The sequence below is a fragment of the Methanococcus maripaludis genome (assembly GCF_013760955.1).
GTDB classification, from domain to species: Archaea; AGJL01; Methanococci; order Methanococcales; family Methanococcaceae; genus Methanococcus; species Methanococcus maripaludis_A.
The window spans coordinates 44,188-63,467 of the sequence record NZ_JACDUL010000003.1 but is presented as its reverse complement, the minus strand read 5'-3'; the positions used below and the strand labels follow the sequence as shown (position 1 = coordinate 63,467).

The window sequence follows — 19,280 nt, the reverse complement described above, 5'->3', positions numbered from 1 at the left end:
ATTCAATGCAGCTTGGACTTACTGTAATTGCGGAAGACCGTGTAGGTATACTTTACAGGTTAACAGGAATAATTTCGGAATTAAATGCAAACATAGTGTACACTCAGCAGTTTATTATTGGAGATAATACTGGTTTAATATACATGGAACTTGATGGAGTCGAAGACGAGGAAAATCTGGTCGAAAAACTTGAAAAATTAGAATTTGTAAAAAAGGTTGAAATTCACAAAACCATGAAAAAGATATTTGGTAAGAGAGTTTTGATATTTGGTGGCGGAGCACAAGTATCGCAAGTTGCGTTAGGTGCAATAAGCGAAGCTGACAGGCACAATATTCGTGGGGAGCGAATAAGTGTTGATACAATGGCAGTTGTTGGGGAAGAAAATCTTGCAGATGCTATTTTAGCAATAAAAACACTTCCAAGAGCCGGAGTTTTGGTTTTGGCAGGTTCTTTAATGGGTGGAGAAATTACAAAAGCTGTTGAAGAAGTAAAAAAAGATACAAACATCCCGGTAATCTGTTTGAACATGTTTGGGAGCCTTCCAACGATTGCAGATTTGATTGTAACCGATCCATTACAGGCAGGAGTTATTGCAGTAATGACTGTTGCAGATACTGCTAAGTTTGACATAAATAAGGTTCGCGGAAGAATACTTTAATTTTATATTATTTTTTTATTCTTTTTAGGTGATTTTATGATAAAAACTGTTGTTGGTAGTTATCCCGTAGTTAAGGGGCAGCCTGATTCTATATCTGATAAACTTAAGAAATTTTTTGGAAAGTATGACGAATACGAAAATTCAATAAAACGGGCTTTAGACGATCAATTAAATGCAGGAATTGACATTTTAAGTGACGGCCAGGTCAGGGGCGATATGGTTGAAATATTTGTGTCAAACATGTATGGTTTTGAAGGCAGACGAGTTGTAAATCGGGTTGAATTTGTAAAACCAATCACTTTAAACGACATAAGATATTCTCTAAAATATATTTCAAAGAAAGACTCTGAAAAAGGAGTAAAAGGAATAATAACAGGAGCATGTACGTTAGCTTCATCTATTCGTGTTGAAAATTATTATGCTGACAACAAGGATGAAAATTTAATTTACGATTTAGCAAAGGCTTTAAACAAGGAAGCACTCTCGATTCAAAATCATGTAAAAATGATTCAGTTTGACGAGCCAATTCTTTCAACTGGATTATACGATCTTGAAGTTGCAAAAAAAGCAATGGATATCCTTACTTTTGGAATAAATGTTCCTGTTGCAATGCATGTTTGTGGGGACGTTTCAAAAATATTTTACAAATTAAATGAATTTAATGTTGATATTTTGGACCACGAATTTGCATCGTGCAAAAAAAATCTTGAAATATTAAATGAAATCACGAAAAAAGTTGGTTTTGGGTGCATAAACACCAAACTTAAATCTATAGATTCTGTCGACGAAGTAAAAGCATTAATAAGTGAAGGAATAGAAATATTAAAGAATAATTCTAAATTTGGGAATTCACTAAATGATTCTGTCATAATTGACCCAGACTGCGGTATGAGGTTACTTCCACTAGATGTTGCATACTCAAAATTAAATAATATGGTAATTGCAGCAAATGAGATTGAAAGAGATTTAATTTAAGCTTTTAGGGTAAGATACGATGTCAAAGCCGATTTCAACTAATTACAGAATATATCTAATAATTGCATTAATTTTTTGTTCGATAAGTACGGTTGATTCATACAGGTTTGATGAGTATTCCGTCCAATACACGATAGATCAAAACGATAATTTTTACGAAATAATAGATTTGAAAATTTACAACAATAATTCAGACGATTTATACGATATCAGCTACAGTATTCCCCAAGAAACTTCAGATTTAACGTTTAATTCTTCAAAAGGAATTGATTCTTATTCGATAACTACAAATGATGCAGGTGTGACTGAAGTTAATGTAAAATTGGATGAACCAATAGGTGCTTGGCAGAGCGGTGATTTATCGATCAGTTTTAACGGCCAGGTTTCCGATCTTAGTGGAAAAAAACAGGTATATATCATAGTTCCAGCGTATGATTCAAATTTCAAAGTTTCAGTGCAGCTTCCCGAGGGAGCGGCAATAGTTTCTCCAGTAAAAGATGTTTTGAGTATAAATCCAAGGGATTACACGGTTGGAACGAACGGTAAGAGTATATTTGTAGAATGGGAAAAGGAATTAACTTCCGATGAGAAATATTTTGAAGTTACTATAAATTATGTAATGACTGCAATAACTCCAGTAATTACAGAAGATAATAACGAAAATTTATATCGTGCGATAAGCATTGTTTTGGGTGTGCTCGTAGTTGCATTAATATTTTTTATATACCGAAATTATAACAAGGTAAAAATGATAAATGAACTACAAAACGAGATAATTGGATTAAATAAAGGGCTTGAAATATCACAACTCAATTTACAGAATAAAAATAAAGAAATTCGAAGATTGGAAGAATTAAACGACCACGTTTTAAAAGAATTGGATTTATCAAAGAACACGTTAACTGAATATGAATCAAAAATATCTGAATTAAAAGAGAAAATCATGGAGTTCAAAGCTCAACTTGAAAATTTTGCAAAATTAAAGGAAGAAGTAATTTCAAAAGATTCAGAAATTAAAAATCTAAGTTCTTACAAAAAATTATCTGAAGAACTCAAAATAAAAATTACGGAATTGAATGAAATTTTGGAAGAAAAAGAAGATTATATTTTGGAATTGATGGGTAGAATCGGGGATTACGAGTCCCATAAAAGTGAAACATTGATGAATATTCTAACCGACGATGAAAAAGGATTAATTGAATTAATTAGAGAACATGGATCCATTTCTCAAAAAGAAATTGTTGACATAACGGGACTTACTAAACCTAAAGTTTCAAGGATGATTTCAGATCTTGAACAGAGAGGAATGGTTAGAAAAGTAAAAATAGGAAGAATCAACAAAATTGCTATTTCAGAAGATTTAGATGGATCAATTTAATGATTCCTCTTGTATATCGTTTTTAACATGGAAAACTATATGTGGCATAGAACACTATTTTAAATTATAAATTTTAATGTTTGGATGAAGGATTTCTTAATATACTATAATTGTTAAATTGAAATCGAACAATCAAGGAATGAATATTGGAGTTTAAATTAGTAAAATACCAAAAAATCCAATTTTTCAATTTTTATCATTTTTAAGAAATTAAGACGTTAAATTAGGCTATTTAGGGACATAATGATACGATAATAACTATTTGGACGTATTTAGGTGAAATATTATGAAAATACTTATTTCCATATGTGGTGAGGGATTTGGGCACACCACTCGTTGCATTGCTATTGGAAATGAATTATCAAAGAAACATGAAGTTAAATATGCAGCATACGGCAAAAGCAAGGACTTTGTAGAAATGTCTGGTGGAAATGTCTTTGAAACTTATCCTGAAATTAGACTTTCCGGAAAAGACGGTAAGTTTGATGTTAAAAAGAGCATATTTAACAACGATTACCACCCTGCAAGAGCAATAAAAAAAGAAGTCGAAATAATAAAGGATTATGATCCGGATCTAGTTATTTCGGACTGCAAATACAGTTCAGTTGTAGCATCAAAGGTTTTTAAAAAGCCATATTATATTATAACCAATCAAAACTGTACTAAAACGGATAAAAAGGAAAAATATATTGTTTATCCGGTAATGGAAATATTAAATGTAATCAACAAATCTGCAGAAAAGGTCATAATTCCCGATTTTCCACTTCCCTACACGGTATGCGAATATAACTTAAAACTCTTAGAAAACCTTTCATTTATCGGCCCTCTTATTAGATATGATGTAGTTCCTGAAGAAATTCATGATGAAGGGTATATTTTATGTATCATAGGTGGCTTTGAATATCGATACAAAATATTGGAGCTTTTAAACAAGATTTCCGCTAAAAAAGGATTAAAAGTAAAGATGGTTTGCGGAAGCTATGATGTTGCAGAAAAACTCGAAAAAATAAAATCTAAAAATGTTGAAGTAATTCCAATAACAACGAATATGGATGAATTGATAAAAAAATGTTCTTTTGTTGTATGCCACGGGGGACATTCAACTTTGATGGAAGCGACATGTTTTGGAAAACCAATAATAACAATTCCTGATCTCGATCATCCAGAACAGGAAAATAACGCGAAAAAAATAGCTGACATGGGTTGTGGAATTGCACTTTCTTACAGGGATGTTGACAATAATTTAGAAGAAGCAATTGAAAAAATGGCCTCAAATACAAAATACCTTGAAAATTCTAAAAAATTAATGAATATTTACCTTAAAAATAGTGGAACCGACAAGGTTATGGATATTGTAGAAAATGGACTTTAATTCAAGTGAAAATATGAAGATAACGATTCTTTCCGGTGGAACTGGCACACCAAAACTGATACAGGGTTTTAAAGAAATTCTTCCAAATGAGGATATATCTGTTATTGTAAATACTGGCGAAGATACGTATATTGGAGACATTTACTTGTCCCCAGACATAGATACTGTTTTATACACATTTTCTGATTTGATAAATGACGAAACATGGTATGGTTTAAAAGGGGATACTTTTTTCTGTCACGAACAGCTTAAAAATTTTGGATTTGACGAAGTTTTGAAGATAGGGGATAAAGATAGGGCATTAAAGATGCACAAAGCTTCTTCTTTAAAAAACGGAGTTAAAATGTCTGAAATTGTGGATATTGAGCGAAAATCACTTTTGATAAACTCAAAAATTTATCCAATGTCAAACGAGAAAGTCGAATCCAAAGTTTTAATCGAAGAAAACAATGAAAAAATTCTTTTGAAGTTTCACGATTTTTGGATTTTTAGAAAAGGCAATGCAAAGGTTCTGGATATATTTTATGAAAATTCAAATTATGCAAAAGCTGCGAACGGCGTTTTAAAAGCAATTCATGAAAGTGATTTTGTTTTAATCGGCCCATCAAACCCGATAACCTCAATTGGCCCAATTTTGAGTATTTCTGAAATAAAAAATGCGTTGAAAGAAAAACTGGTTTTTGCAGTTTCGCCAATCGTTGGTGAAAATCCAGTAAGCGGGCCTGCAGGAACACTTATGAATGCAAAAGGATATCCTGTAAGTGCAGTTGGAGTTTATGAATATTATAAAGATATTGTAGACGTTCTAGTTCTAGACAATAGTGATATCAATAAAAAGAAAGATATAAATTGTGAAGTTTTATATGCTAATACGATAATGAAGACTATTGATGATAAAATAAATCTCGCGAGAAATATTCTTGACTATTACAAATCCCGATAATGGTATTAATAATATTATTGAGTAATATTTTTATTAAGCGTCAGATTAAAGTCAAGTTATTGCTTCGTAAACTGAAAAGTTAGCGGATTAATAAAGGAGATAATAATGATTCAAATAACCGTTGTACAAATTGATAATTACGGCCCATGGACAGTTACCCCCAATCCAAGAAGAGAAAGTGACCTACAGGCACTTCAATCGAGACTTTACTGCGACATGAATTTGCAGTTTGGAGCACACAGAGGTCTTGCGTTTTACACAAGATTTGATAATATAATAGCAATTACAAACGGAATTGATTTAGAAACCCACAAAAGAATTCAAAATAGCGTAAAAAACAGATACCCATTTACAGTTAGCATGGCAGTAGCTTCTGCAGAAACAGCATATGAAGCTCAAAAACTTGCAACAGAAACGATTCAAGAATACGGTAGTGCACAAGACGATGTTAGAAAAGAAGTTTTGGACGTAGCTAATGAATTTGTATCAAATGGTTATGTGCAGCTTGCACACGTTGACATAAACGACATAACTGGAAAATTAACTGATTTAGAAACCGCATACGATACATATCTTTCAGTACAAATGACAAAGCTTAAATTAATGGAAGAACTTAAAAAATACGATTCAATGGGCTTTTTCATTGGTGGGGACAACTTCATGTGCCCATGCAACGGAATGAGCGAAAAAGATTTCCTCTGCATGTTCGAAGATATACGAGATTCCTGTGGAATCGACTTGAAAGCAGGTATTGGTATTGGAAAAACTGCTGAAGATGCATCAAACCTTGCAGATATCGGTTTAGAAGTTATTCGAGAAGGAAAAACTGATTTCCAAGTTTACACTTTGAAACAGAGCATCGAAGAGAGAAAAGATATAACTTACAACTACATGTGCCCAATTTAAACTAATTCTTTTTTTATTTGGGATTTTATGAAAAAATTAGATAAACTTTACAACTTATCCAAAAAAATAGTCCTTGCTCCAATGGCGGGGATTACTGATGGCGATTTTTGTTTAAATTATAAGGATACTTTCGGAATTGTATGTCTTGGTGCATTTAATTTAGATTCTGAAACTGATATTGTGAGCAAAAAAATTGAAAATCGCGGAAGAAAAGAATTTATTTATGATTTAAATGAACTCGACGAAAAAATAAATTCTGAAATTGAAAAAGCGAAAAAAAGTAACTCTTTAGTTTCTGTAAATATCAGATTTAACGATTTTTCCAAAGCAAAATCCCCTATCCTCGAAATTTCAAAAAATGCAGATATTTTGGAATTAAACTGCCACTGTAGACAACCCGAAATAACTGATCTTGAACTTGGACAGAATTTACTTAAAAATGAATCCAAATTAATAGATTTTTTAAAAAATATTCGAAAATTAAACTTAGAAATTCCTATTTTTTTAAAATTACGGGCTAATTTTTTAACAGCCGAAGAATTAATAGAATTACTTGATAAAGTTCGAGAATATTTTGATGGAATACACATCGACTGTTTTAATCCTGGAAAAAATTACGCAGATCTAGAATATTTGAAAAAAATTAGGGAGAGTTTCCCTGAAAAAATAATAATTGGTAACAATTCAGTTAATTCGATTGAAACCGCAAAAGAAATGCTCGAATATGCAGATTTTGCATCCGTAGCACGATGTGTGTTATCAAACAAGATAGACTGGATTAAAAAGTTATAATTTTTAAAAATAGAAATTAGCAGAGTTTTGAGATAGCTCTAAGAATATCTCCATCTGAAAGTATCCCAACCAATTTATTTTCGCTGTTAACTACAGGTAACTGGTTTATAATTTCTCTTCCATCTCCGTGAAGATCCATTTTTTTCAAAGCGTCAACCGCAGATTCGTCCTGTCCAATTGTTACAACGTTTTTGGTCATAACATCTGCTATTGTGGTTTCTAAAGTGTATTTATCGACTATTAAATTGTATCCTATGTCTGTAGTCGTTACAATACCTATTGTTTCGTTGTTTTGGTTTACAACAGGCAGACAGCTTATTTTATTTTTTAAAAGGGCTTCAAATGATTCAATTACTCCGGATTCAGGTGCAACTGAAACTACGTCACTGCTCATAATGTCTTTAATTACTATTTCTTTGATTTTTTTCATTTTATTCTCCTGTTGTCTTTAATAATCCCAAAAGGTATTTAAATTAAATACTCAATTGTATATTAGATTTTAAATTTATTAAATAAACTATCGATTTCAAATCGAAAGCTTTAAATACTAATATTTTTTTAGACAAAAAATCAGCGGTTGAATAATCTATGAAACGGGTAAATCTATCTCATCAGGATAAGGTGGCCAACGGCATCCGGCTTTTTGGAAATATCTTGATAGATACCTTAAATTACGATACATTCATATGGACTAAAGAAATACTTGGCCCAGATGATATAGAAGTTTGGAAAAAGACGATCGAAGAAGAAATTAGGAAAGGAAAAAATATCTACAACATGGCAAGGCTTTGTAGGGTCGGAAAAATTGATTATTTAAAAGAATTAGCTTCAAAATATAACATTGAATACTATGATTCATCAAATCCTAAAAAATACGATGAATTACAAGCTTATGCAAAAAGTGGACTTGAGGGTATTAATACAAAAGTAATGACCATCATGGGAACCAGCAGGCAGTCTGGAAAATTCACAACTTGTATGATTTTAAAAAAGGAACTCGAAAAAAGAATTAAACTTGGAATTGTTGGAACAGAACCGCAATCTTTAATCTGCGGTATCGATGAGATGGTAATTCCACAAACTATAGAAACATGCCACTGCGCATCCACCGTATTTGGGGCAGTAAAAAAACTTGATACAAAAGATAGGGATTTAATTATCGTATCAAGCCAAACAGGAATATTTGCAGATACATTAGAAGTTGGAACTGGTAGGGGTGGCGGTATAATTAGTATCGCAGTTTTATTTGGTTCAAAACCGGATTTTACAATTTTAGCATCTGATACTTTAGATTTAGACGTTATAAAAAAGAATATTTCTACAATAGAACTTTTGAGTGGAAAGCCTGTAATTGCAGTTACGTTAAACTCAAAGTGTATGGATGAAGAAAAATTGGAAGAATCAATCGAAAAACTATCAAAAGAGCTGGATTTACCTGTAGTCGACGTTTTAAAAGGAATAAATCTTGATACATTGGTAGATGAAATTCTTTTGAAATTAAAAAATTAAATAAAATTAAAATTTAAGACTATTTTTTTAAGTTTTCGACAAATTTCTTTGAAATTGCCATAATTCCTAAAATTGGTGGAGCACCCGGTGCTTTTGGAATTACTGATGCATCACACACATATAATCCTTCAATTTCGGTTTCTAAGTTTTCATCAACAACTTTTCCAACTGCACACGTTCCTCCAGAGTGCGATCCTCTTGGAACTGTTGAATATATATTTTCAATACCTAGATTATAGAGATATTTTGAAGCTTTAGAAACGCCTTCACACAAAGTCCTCGTATCTTTCATTGACATTTCTTTTTTTACACTATATTCAAGTACTTCTCCGGTATTTTCGTCTTTAATTTTTACCATGAGGCTGAATATATCGTTTTTATTTACCTCTTCAACTTCTGAAATTCTTTTGTGTAGTAAGTCTGAATAATGGGTTGCAACTAAAAACTCGTCGTATTTTTTATTAACTGCCATTGAAACTTCTGATTTTAGTTTTGAATCTTTTAAAATTCCTCCGACAGTCACAAAAGTATCAAGATATAAATTTTTACCAATTTCTTCATTATTTACTATGGTTTTTAAAATTCTGGGTGAATTTATGGCTCCAGCAGATACAATCACTTGTTTTGATTTGTAAATTTTAAGTTCACCGCTTTTTTTATCAAGTGCAAGAATAGAAAAAGCTCCGTCCTGCTTTGCAAGTTTCATTACAACCGTATCGGTTACTATATCGTCTTTATATTCCCTTAAAAAATCACACGGTATCCATTTGGCATCACAGGGTTCGTGTGCACAGAGCCCGCAGCTTTTACATAATTCAAAGTTAATAAATTTCGGAGTTTTTGAAAATCCCATTTCTAGAAGTTTTTTTGAATTTTCTCCTAAGTAATCATTAGGAACGTCTGAAACCGATAACTCTTTTTCAATATCTTCATATATTGAATCATTTTTTGAAATTCCAAGTTCTTTCACATCAATTCGAACTGCATTTGCAACAGAATAAACGCCTGTCCCACCAAATGAACTCGCATAGATTATTTCAATATTTTCTCCTTCAGAAACATAAGATGGATTACTTCCGCTTTCAAGCAGTCGTATTTTTTGATCGGGAAACGCCCCCTTTAACTCCTTAAATACTGTACTTCCCCCAACTCCTGAACCAATTACAATGATGTCTTCCATACTCTTACCTCAAACTCACCGATAATTATAAATTATAATATAAAATACTCTTTTGTTAGATTTTTTAAGATTCATAAAACACATTAACTTTTCGGTAATAATTTTTTTATAAGAAAAATATGGTGACACTATGATTATTATTCCTGGCCCAACTTCGCAAAATCTGGCCAAAGAAGTTGCAAAACTCACAAATTCGGAACTTGCGAGGGTAGAATCAAAGCAGTTTCCAGATGGCGAAATATATGTTAGGGTCCATAGTGAACTTAAAGGAAAAGATGCAGTCATAATTCAGACCCAAAACACGCAAAACAACGCAATTGTTGAAGCAATTTTAATGTGCGAAGCTTTAAGGGAAGAGGGTGTAAAAAGCATAACTTTAGTTGCACCTTACCTTGCATATGCAAGACAGGATAAAAAATTCAATGCAGGAGAGCCTATCAGCATAAAAGCACTTGCAAAGGTATATTCAAGCATTTGTGACAGAATTATCACAATAAATCCTCACGAAACACATATCGAAGAGTTTTTCGATATACCATTTATTTACGGGGATGCAATACCAAAATTGGCAGAACATGCGGGAGTAAAACTTGTAAAACCGCTTGTACTTTCACCTGACAAAGGAGCAGTTGCACTTGCAAAAAGAGCGGCTGAATTTTTAAACTGTGAATGCGACTATTTAGAAAAAACAAGAATTTCTCCAACAGAAATTAAAATTGCTCCAAAAAATTTGGATGTATCTGGAAAAGATGTTTTGATTGTTGATGATATTATCTCAACTGGCGGAACGATGGCAACAGCAATTTCAATGTTGATTGAACAGGGTGCAAGAACAGTTATTGCTGCATGTGTTCACCCAGTTTTAATTGGTGATGCAATAAACAAACTCCACATTGGGGGGGCTTCTGAAATTGTTGGAACAAACACGTACCCTTCAGAGGTTTCAAAGGTATGCATATCAACAATAATTGCAGACATTTTAAACGGAGAATAATTAAAATAAAATAATTTTAACTATTTTTTAATTAAAATTAGAAAAAAAGAAAATATAATAAATTTCTCGATTATTCATGTTCCCAATAAAGTGCATCGAGAAGTATTGCTACAGGGTATTCCATGTTTATTGAAAGTTCTGACGCATCCTTTATTAATTTATAAGCTTCATCCGGTGTTTTTGGGCTGAAATATGGAATTTCAACTGTTTCAAGCAATTTTTTGGTCCACTGGCCCATTGGAATTTGTGCAGAAATTTTTTCCTTTAAATCGCCCCTGTGACTTATTATAATTAAAATCGGGATTTTATAAACTTTAACTAGGGATCCTATCGCATTTATCGAGTTTCCAAGGCCAGAATTCTGCATCAAAAGTGCAGTTTTTTTGCCTCCAAGATAAGCTCCCGCACAAACACCAATTCCTTCCTCTTCACGAGTTACAGGAATATGCTGAATATCTTTGTCATCGTTTAGATAATTTAAAACAGTTTTTAAATTTGCACAAGGAACACTTGTTACAAAATCAACCCCTGAATCTAGTATTGCTTTATAAACAGCTTCACTTGCATTCATAACTCCACCATCTGGTTTTATTTTGGTGATAAATTGAAAATTTACATTGAAGGATATGGCTGCACTTTAAACACTGCAGACACAGAAATAATAAAAAATTCAGTTAACGAATTTGAAGAATTTGAATTGGCAGATAATGTGGACGATTCCGACATAATTGTCATAAATACCTGTATTGTAAGGCAGGAAACCGAACACAGAATGATTTCACGAATAGAATATTTCAAATCATTGGATAAAAAAGTTGTTGTAGCAGGATGCATGGCAAAAGCACTACCTAAAAAAATCAAAAATCTTGCAGATGTTTTGATAATGCCAAGAGAAGCGCAGTATTCTGGAATTATTTTGAAAGATAATCTTTTAAAGGAATGTTCTGAAAAATATAATGAATATAATCAAAATTTAAATTTTGAAGACAATTTAAACGAAAAAATCAAAAAAGTAAGTTCACAAGGGTTAATTACTGCACTTCCAATATGTGAGGGATGTCTTGGGAGTTGCACCTATTGTATTGTAAAACGTGCAAGGGGAAATTTAGTTTCATACGATCGAGATTTAATTGTTAAAAAGGCAGAAGAACTTGTAAAAACAGGTACAAAGTGTTTACTCGTAACAGCGCAGGATACCGCATGTTACGGCCTCGATAATAAAGATAATCTTTCAAATTTAATCGATGACATTTCAGAAATTCCTGAAAAATTTGCAATGAGAATTGGAATGATGCACGCGAAATTTGCAGAACCGATTCTTGACGAATTGATTGAATCTTTTAAGTCCGAAAAGGTCGTAAAATTCCTTCACCTTCCAATCCAAAGCGGTGACGATCAGGTTTTAAAAGATATGAACAGAAACTACACGGTCGATGAATATATTTCCGTATTGGATGAATTCAAATCAAAAATCAAGAATTTAAACTTTACAACCGATGTAATCGTTGGATTCCCCACTGAAACTGAAGAAGCATTTGAAAACACCCTTGAAATTGTAAAAAAGATAAAGCCTGACTTTACACATGCTGCAAAATATTCTCAGAGAAAATACACAAAAGCAGCCGTTTTAAAACAGGTTGATACAAAAATAAGGAAAGAAAGGTCTGAAATTTTAAATGAACTCCGGCGAGAGTTAAGCTATGAAAATAATAAAAGACATATTGGTGAAACTTTCGAGATACTCGTAACCAAAAATAATTTAGGGGTTACCAACAACTGCAAAAACGTGATTTTTGAAGAACCTGCTCAAATCGGCGAATTTAAACGAGCTAAAATAACTGGTGCAAAGACTTTCGGACTTTCGGGTAAACTACTAAATTAACCTCTCTTTTTATCATTATTCTTTAAATCTACACAAAAACTATAAATATCTTTAAATTTTTATACGGAATGTTAATTCCTTATTATTTTAAAAAACAGGAATTATTTATCCATATTTTATTTAAATATTCGGATATTTAAAGTTATTAGTGTAGAGGGCAAATATGAGATCAGTAAATAATATAAGAACTAAATTAATGTTAACATCCATAATTGGGCTTGCACTCCCGATATTAATACTCACGATCGTTTCAAATTTAACGACCGAAAATTACTCTAACTATGAATCTTTAGAAAAGCTTGATCTTTCGAAAAAGTCTATATCGTATAATTTAGACCAAAAAAATGAAGAAATGGCTAGTTTTTTAAAATACTTATCAGAAAACGAAAATATAAAAAGTTATATCATTGAAAATAATTTTAATTCCCTAAATATCGAATCCGAAAATATCAAATCTAGTTTGGGGGTTGATGAAGTAATTTTTTTAGATGATTATGAAAATGCAATAACTGAAAATGAGTTAAACAATAATTTTGATTTTAAAAACCTAAATTCGGGCTATTTACTTATAAAAAATGGTAATTTGAATCAATTTTCAGTAATACAAGTTCAAAATATCTATAAAAATCAAGAATTAGTTGGATCAGTTGTTATTATTGATTATTTAGATGAAAATGAATTTGTAAATAATTTAAAAGATTTTTCAAATTTTGATGTTTCACTATATATGAATGGAATGTTTGTATCAACAACGCTAGCTGACAAGGCTAAACTATCCCATATTTCTAGCTTTTTTGAAAATTCAGCGTCAGAATCTGAATATGAAAGTTTTTTAGAATCTGGTAACGATTATTTAAAGATAGAAGATGTGCGAGGCAATCTTTTAGGATATTTAGTAATATCTACTCCAAAAAGCACGGCTTTGAGTTATTTAACTGCTGCAAGAAGTCATAATTTAATTGTAGCATTTTTTGGATTTGTAGTTTCTATTGTCGTATCATTAATTTCTTCGAGAAACCTTACAAAACCAATAACCAAACTTAAAAATGGGGCAGAACAGTTTTCAAAAGGAGTTTATGATCATAATATCGATGTAAATACGGGCGATGAATTAGAAGATCTTGCAGATTCATTTAATAAGATGGCAAATAGTATAATGACACTTAATGATCTTATAGATACGGATAGAAAGACAATGGCAAAAACATTACATGAATTATCTGATTTTATGTATGAAATGTCTCGTGGAAACCTTTCAGTTAGATTGGATGAAAATCAGGATAAAAACAGGCTCCAAAAGAATGTGAATCAAGCCATAAATAATTTTTCACAACTTTTGAAATCGGTTCAGTCTGAAGTTTCTGTTCTTGATCAGCAGACAATAAATCTCAATAAAGAACTTACAACAACAATGACAATATCTGAGGGAGTTAAAGATGCAGCAGACCATGTAGCGTCTTCAACTGGCGAACAATGTACGAAACTACAGGAAATTTCTGAAGATATTAAATCAACTGCGAAAGCTGTTGAAAATGTAAATTCTGCAGTTTTGAATACAACGGTCGCTTCAAAAGAAATTAATCAAAATTCAGAAATGGGTGTCAAAAAAGTTGAAAATGCAATCGACACTATGCAAAAAATCACAAACGTAATTGATGAACTTGGAAGATCAATCCAGGAACTCGGGGAAGAATCCAAAAAAATCAACGAAGTTACAGTTTTGATTAAAGACGTTGCAGAACAGACTGGATTACTTGCTTTGAACGCTTCAATTGAAGCAGCTCGCGCTGGAGAAGCTGGAAAAGGATTTGCTGTTGTTGCAAGTGAAATCAAGTCACTCGCAGAAGAAATTAAAAAATCCGTTGAAGATATTAATAAAACAGTACGGGGAGTTCAGGTAAGAATATCAAATACTATAAAACTTGAACAAAACGGTAAAAACGCAGTAAATGATGGATATTATGCGATAAATGATGTAAATGATGCATTTTTAAATATTCGGGGCAGTATTAAAAATACTTCTGATAAAATAGAAGAAATAAAAGGTTACGTTCAAGAAGTTTCTGAAAATACATCAAATGTTTTGAAAAATGTCCAGGAAGTTTCAAAAATCTCCGAAGAGCTTGCATATACCGCAGAAAAATTAAATGCTTCAACAGAAGATCAAAATTCTGCAATTGGGGGCATAGATAAAGTTTCAGAGGCGATTTCAAGAGCTTCCAAATCCATATCTACTAGATTATTGCAGTTTAAAATTTAATCTCTTTTTTGTTTTTATTTATTATATCCTATAATTCACGATTTTTTTATGATTTTAGGGTAGGTCGGTGAACCTACACAAAAACCCACATAAAAACGATATATAGTTTGCAATTGACAGAATAATTGGGAGAGAGTATAACAGGTGTCATTAATGAAATTTGGTACAAAAAAAATTGGGACTAAATTATTATTATTTTCAATAATTAGTGTTATAATTCCAATTGCAGTACTCGGATTTGTTTCAACCAGCACAATAACCTCAAATATGGAAGAACAATCTGCAAGCAAATTGGATTCAGACCTTAACACCGCAGAAATAATAATGAATACAAGATTTGCTGAACTTAAGGCTTTATCAACCTACGCATCAAGTACAGAGGGCGTAAAAACTAGTATTAAAAATACAGATATTGCTGACCTTAAACTACGTACTGAAACTCTCAAAAGTGCTTCGTATGCAGATTTAGTTTTATTTACCGACCCCAATGGTAAAACTATCGCATCATCCTGTGAAAACAGCATTTCACTAGGTTCAGTAGTATTAAAGGTTTCAAACTCGGAATCTAATTCTGGATTTGAAGTTATTTCAAATGATATTTCTTCAAAATTTAGCGATTCTACTATTAAAAACGTCGACAACGCGCTTGCATTAGTCGTAGCCTACCCCATCTACGACAACGGTAATAGCATAATTGGAAATGTAGCGTTTGTAGATGTATTAAATAAAGATTATTACCTTATCGATGAAGTAAAAGCCACAACTGGCGACGAATCAACAATATTTTTAGATAAATACAGAATATCCACGAGTGTAGTCTCTGAAAATGGCAGAGCTATTGGAACAACTGCATCAGATGCAGTATATAACACAGTAGTACTCGAAGGAAAAGATTACAGTGGAACTGCAAATGTAGTTGGTGAGGACTTCCTTACAAAATATGTTCCATTGAAAGACTCTAGCGGAAATACAATCGGAATGTTATTTGTTGGAACTCCTGAAGCCCCATTTGTTGCAATGGTTAATGGTGCAAGAAATAATACTTTACTTATTGCATTAGTTGGGCTCATTATTGCCGTAGGTATTTCTTTAGTTTCTTCAAGAAGTATTACAAAACCTATCAAAGAATTGGAAGATGGAGTACATAGTTTTGGTAGCGGAAACTACGATAAGCTTATAAATGTAAAAACTGGCGATGAATTAGAAGATCTTGCAAATTCATTCAACAAAATGGCCGCAGATATTAAAGAATTACATGCAACATTAGATACTGACAAAGTGGTTCTTGCAAATACTTTAAAAGAAATATTTGATGTTATGGGCTACCTTGCAAAAGGGGACTTTTCAATAAGGGCGGATGAAAACAGGGAAAGAAATAAACTCCAAAAAACAATAAACCACGCTATTGAGAACGTTTCAAAAATGATGGAAGGATTGAAATCAGAAATTGTTGTATTAAATGGTGAACTCGAAGAAGTTACTGATGGCTTAAAAAGAGCTAAAGAAACTTCAGAACAGGTTACCGATGCTGCAAATCAGGTTGCGACTGCCGCAGCGGATCAGTCTGCAAAATTACAGGATACTTCAGACGAACTTGAAAGAACTGCAAACGTTGCAGAAATGATGTATATGGATGCAGAAAAGAGCGTTGATTCAGCAATTGATGTGAAAGATAATTCAGAAATGGGTGTTAAAAAGGTTGAAAATGCAATCGACACTATGCAAAAAATCACAAACGTAATTGATGAACTTGGAAGATCAATCCAGGAACTCGGGGAAGAATCCAAAAAAATCAACGAAGTTACAGTTTTGATTAAAGACGTTGCAGAACAGACTGGATTACTTGCTTTGAACGCTTCAATTGAAGCAGCTCGCGCTGGAGAAGCTGGAAAAGGATTTGCTGTTGTTGCAAGTGAAATCAAGTCACTCGCAGAAGAAATTAAAAAATCCGTTGAAGATATTAACAGGACAATTAGTGGAATTAACAAAAAAGTTGGAGCAACAATTGATTTAGGTCTTGCAGGAAGAGATGAAGTCGATAGGGGAGTTGTTGCAATCGATGAAGTTAACAATGCATTCATGAAAATAAAAGAAAGTGTTGAAACATCTGCAAAAATGATTGCAAAAATCAAAGAAAATGCAAACGACGCATCTAAAAATACGCAGGAAGCACTTAAAAATGTGCAGGATATTGCATCAATCTCTGAAGAGTTTGCAGCAACTGCAGAAGAATTAACTGCATCCTCAGAAGAACAGAATAGGGTTGTTGAGGAAATAGATGCTTCAGCAGAGAAAATGATAGAAATATCAAGAAAATTAGCAAAAGATGCAGAAAGTTTCAAAACTAAATAAAATACTATTTTTTTAATTTATTTCAAAAAAAAGATTTTAAAAAAATTTAATTAAGTTAATTATCTAAAGATTGGCTGTACTGAGCACTTCATTGGGAGTGGAAGTGGTCTTTTTGGAGCATCTTTAACATCGGAAGTTATTTTTTCAATCAATTCTTCAACAGTCAATGCTTCTTTTTTAGCTTTTTTGAGTTCTGATTCTTCTCTAATGGTTACGGTTAATTTACCGGTTTCCATTTCGTTGTCACCAATTACAACAACATAGTTTACCCAGTCAGTTCCAGCGTTTCTAACTTTTTTACCCATGCTGTCTTCTCTATCATCAAAGTCAGCTCTTATTCCCGAAGCTCTTAATTTATTTGCAACTTCAAGGGCAAATTCTTCATGTTTATCTCCAACCGGGATAACTCTTGCTTGAATCGGGGTTAACCATGTTGGGAGTGCAGGAGGTTTGTTTTCTAATGTATTTAAGTAAGCGTTTTCTAAAAGACCACATAAAACTCTTTCAACACTTCCTGTTGGGGAGCAGTGAAGGATGATTGGGTGAACTTTTTTATCGCCATCATGAACAACGATTCCAAATCTTTCAGCGCTTTCAACGTCAATTTGAACAGTTGGGTTTTCAATTGGCCTTCCAAAGCTGTCAACAACTGCCATATCGACTTTTCCAACCCAGTAATGTTTTCTTCCAGGTAAGATTTCGAGAATTGCATCTTTTCCGTATTTTTGTTTGTATTCTTTTGCCATTCCAAAGAACCAGTCTTTGTTTTCTTCAAAGAAGTCTTCTGTGAATCTGAAAATTATTGCGTAAGGAGTTTTAAAGTCATCTCCTGTTTTCAAACCCATCCAAAGCTGGTCTTCAAATGCTTCCATTGCCTGTTTCATGTCAATACAGACTGTATGCATATCTGGCATTGTAAACGCCCTTAATCTTTTCAAACCAACTAATTCTCCTCTCTGTTCGTATCTGAAGCTGTATGTTGAGAGTTCGTATAATTTAAGAGGCATGTGTTTTGGTAAGAGGTACATGTCTTTTTTCATCATGAACTGGCCAAAGCAAGCTGCGAACCGAAGCATTAAATCCTTGTTTCCTTGTTTGAATCTGTACTGTCTTTCTCCAAATTTATCAGCGTGTTCTCTTATCGCATTGTTTTGAAGGTCGTACATTACCGGAGTTTCAACAGGCATTCCGCCCCTTTCTACAACAAGGTTGTACACATAGTCTGAGAGTAAATCTCTTATTAATTTTCCTTTTGGATACCATCTGAAGTGTCCTGCATCTGAACTAGGTTCATAATCGCAGATTTCTTTTTCTTTAATGTATTTAACGTGAGGAGGTTCTCCTTTTTCGGTTCCTTCTTCTTTGATATCGAGTTCGTGTTTTAAAAGAGCTAAAAGTCCTTTATCTTCCATTTTTGAGATAATTTCGTCGTTAACTTCGGTAAGTTCGAGGTTTTCTCCGTTTATTATGTAGAATTTTGAAACAATTTTTTCTTTTTTAACTTCTTCTTTTCTTTCAGTTGTTATTTTTCTTGAAAGTTCACTCAAAGGATGCCCCTTACAGCTGATTTTAAATGCTTTGTACCATCCAAATGGTGCTCTGAGTACTTCATAGTTTCCTGAGAGTTCTTTTTCAATTTCTGCTAAAATTTCTTTTGCAGTAGCAGGGGATCCTAAATCGCTTGATAGGTGTGCGTAAGGGTATACTACAACGTTTTTCACTTTTAAATTGTCAGCAGTTTTTACTATTTCTTCAACCGCGTTTTTAACAACTGCATCTGGATCAGATTCGTCATCTTTTTCAACAGCAATAAAAACGGTTAAACATTCATCCATTTTTCCGCTTAAAACATCAGCATCTTCTGCAATCTTTGTTTTTTCCTTGGCTTCGAATTCCAAATAATCGGAATGTATCAACAGTGTTTTCATTTTTTCCCTCTATATGGTGAGAATAAAATTATACGTTGTAATTTACATAAAATTTATATGTTTAATTAGGATACACAATATAAAAAATTAATTACTTGTTTATTTGTAAGCATCTTTTTTTAATAATTGGTTATTTTATGCTTTATTAAT

16 protein-coding genes are annotated in these 19,280 nt (G+C 32.6%); 12 read left to right on the top strand and 4 right to left on the bottom strand.

The annotated features are described in order from the left end of the window. Positions 1-5: 5 nt before the first annotated feature. The 7 genes from HNP90_RS05625 to HNP90_RS05595 all read left to right on the top strand — a co-directional run bounded on the left by HNP90_RS05625 (position 6) and on the right by HNP90_RS05595 (position 7,025). Positions 6-659 (top strand): DUF5612 domain-containing protein, encoded by a 654-nt coding sequence (locus HNP90_RS05625; RefSeq protein WP_012067927.1) that lies wholly within the window; start codon positions 6-8, stop codon positions 657-659. Between the two features lie 36 nt (positions 660-695). Further along, complete coding sequence (locus HNP90_RS05620; protein WP_012067928.1) at positions 696-1,634, top strand: methionine synthase; 939 nt, start codon at positions 696-698, stop codon at positions 1,632-1,634. A 19-nt stretch (positions 1,635-1,653) separates the two neighbouring features. Next, the gene (locus HNP90_RS05615) at positions 1,654-3,012 is read left to right on the top strand and encodes a DUF7343 domain-containing protein (RefSeq protein ID WP_012067929.1); all 1,359 of its coding nucleotides are present in this window, start codon (positions 1,654-1,656) and stop codon (positions 3,010-3,012) included. A gap of 286 nt (positions 3,013-3,298) precedes the next feature. Then, on the top strand, positions 3,299-4,384 hold the full coding sequence (locus HNP90_RS05610) for an MJ1255/VC2487 family glycosyltransferase (protein WP_012067930.1): 1,086 nt from the start codon (positions 3,299-3,301) through the stop codon (positions 4,382-4,384). Between the two features lie 13 nt (positions 4,385-4,397). Continuing rightward, positions 4,398-5,327: a 2-phospho-L-lactate transferase gene (gene cofD, locus HNP90_RS05605; RefSeq protein ID WP_012067931.1), complete on the top strand. Its 930-nt coding sequence runs from the start codon at positions 4,398-4,400 to the stop codon at positions 5,325-5,327. Positions 5,328-5,432: 105 nt separating this feature from the next. Then, complete coding sequence (locus HNP90_RS05600; protein WP_012067932.1) at positions 5,433-6,233, top strand: GTP cyclohydrolase III; 801 nt, start codon at positions 5,433-5,435, stop codon at positions 6,231-6,233. 27 nt (positions 6,234-6,260) lie between these two features. Next, positions 6,261-7,025 carry an MJ0144 family RNA dihydrouridine synthase-like protein gene (locus HNP90_RS05595; RefSeq protein ID WP_012067933.1) on the top strand — a complete coding sequence of 255 codons (765 nt, stop codon included), beginning with the start codon at positions 6,261-6,263 and terminating at the stop codon, positions 7,023-7,025. A 16-nt stretch (positions 7,026-7,041) separates the two neighbouring features. Here HNP90_RS05595 and HNP90_RS05590 read toward each other — a convergent pair whose 3' ends face one another. Then, positions 7,042-7,455 (bottom strand): CBS domain-containing protein, encoded by a 414-nt coding sequence (locus HNP90_RS05590; protein WP_012067934.1) that lies wholly within the window; start codon positions 7,453-7,455, stop codon positions 7,042-7,044. Between the two features lie 158 nt (positions 7,456-7,613). On the opposite strand from HNP90_RS05590, the gene HNP90_RS05585 reads away from it, so the two are divergent. Next, a complete protein-coding gene (locus tag HNP90_RS05585) occupies positions 7,614-8,534 on the top strand; it encodes a DUF1611 domain-containing protein (RefSeq protein ID WP_012067935.1) in 921 nt (306 codons plus the stop codon). 19 nt (positions 8,535-8,553) lie between these two features. On the opposite strand, the gene HNP90_RS05580 is transcribed toward HNP90_RS05585, so the two are convergent. After that, positions 8,554-9,714: a GMC oxidoreductase gene (locus HNP90_RS05580; RefSeq protein WP_012067936.1), complete on the bottom strand. Its 1,161-nt coding sequence runs from the start codon at positions 9,712-9,714 to the stop codon at positions 8,554-8,556. A 130-nt stretch (positions 9,715-9,844) separates the two neighbouring features. Here HNP90_RS05580 and HNP90_RS05575 point away from each other — a divergent pair, with 130 nt between their 5' ends. Further along, complete coding sequence (locus HNP90_RS05575) at positions 9,845-10,708, top strand: ribose-phosphate diphosphokinase (protein WP_012067937.1); 864 nt, start codon at positions 9,845-9,847, stop codon at positions 10,706-10,708. 70 nt (positions 10,709-10,778) lie between these two features. On the opposite strand, the gene comD is transcribed toward HNP90_RS05575, so the two are convergent. Continuing rightward, positions 10,779-11,279 carry a sulfopyruvate decarboxylase subunit alpha gene (comD, locus tag HNP90_RS05570; RefSeq protein WP_012067938.1) on the bottom strand — a complete coding sequence of 167 codons (501 nt, stop codon included), beginning with the start codon at positions 11,277-11,279 and terminating at the stop codon, positions 10,779-10,781. Between the two features lie 33 nt (positions 11,280-11,312). Between comD and HNP90_RS05565 the strand changes: the two genes are divergently transcribed. The 3 genes from HNP90_RS05565 (at position 11,313) to HNP90_RS05555 (ending at position 17,202) form a co-directional block, all read left to right on the top strand. Next, positions 11,313-12,590 carry a tRNA (N(6)-L-threonylcarbamoyladenosine(37)-C(2))-methylthiotransferase gene (locus HNP90_RS05565; protein WP_012067939.1) on the top strand — a complete coding sequence of 426 codons (1,278 nt, stop codon included), beginning with the start codon at positions 11,313-11,315 and terminating at the stop codon, positions 12,588-12,590. Between the two features lie 163 nt (positions 12,591-12,753). Further along, positions 12,754-14,850, top strand: coding sequence for a methyl-accepting chemotaxis protein (locus HNP90_RS05560; RefSeq protein ID WP_012067940.1), 2,097 nt, complete (start codon positions 12,754-12,756; stop codon positions 14,848-14,850). 153 nt (positions 14,851-15,003) lie between these two features. Then, the gene (locus HNP90_RS05555) at positions 15,004-17,202 is read left to right on the top strand and encodes a methyl-accepting chemotaxis protein (protein WP_012067941.1); all 2,199 of its coding nucleotides are present in this window, start codon (positions 15,004-15,006) and stop codon (positions 17,200-17,202) included. Positions 17,203-17,261: 59 nt separating this feature from the next. Here the strand turns inward: HNP90_RS05555 and HNP90_RS05550 are convergent, their stop codons facing one another. Then, positions 17,262-19,130 carry a threonine--tRNA ligase gene (locus HNP90_RS05550; protein WP_012067942.1) on the bottom strand — a complete coding sequence of 623 codons (1,869 nt, stop codon included), beginning with the start codon at positions 19,128-19,130 and terminating at the stop codon, positions 17,262-17,264. Between the last annotated feature and the right edge of the window lie 150 nt (positions 19,131-19,280).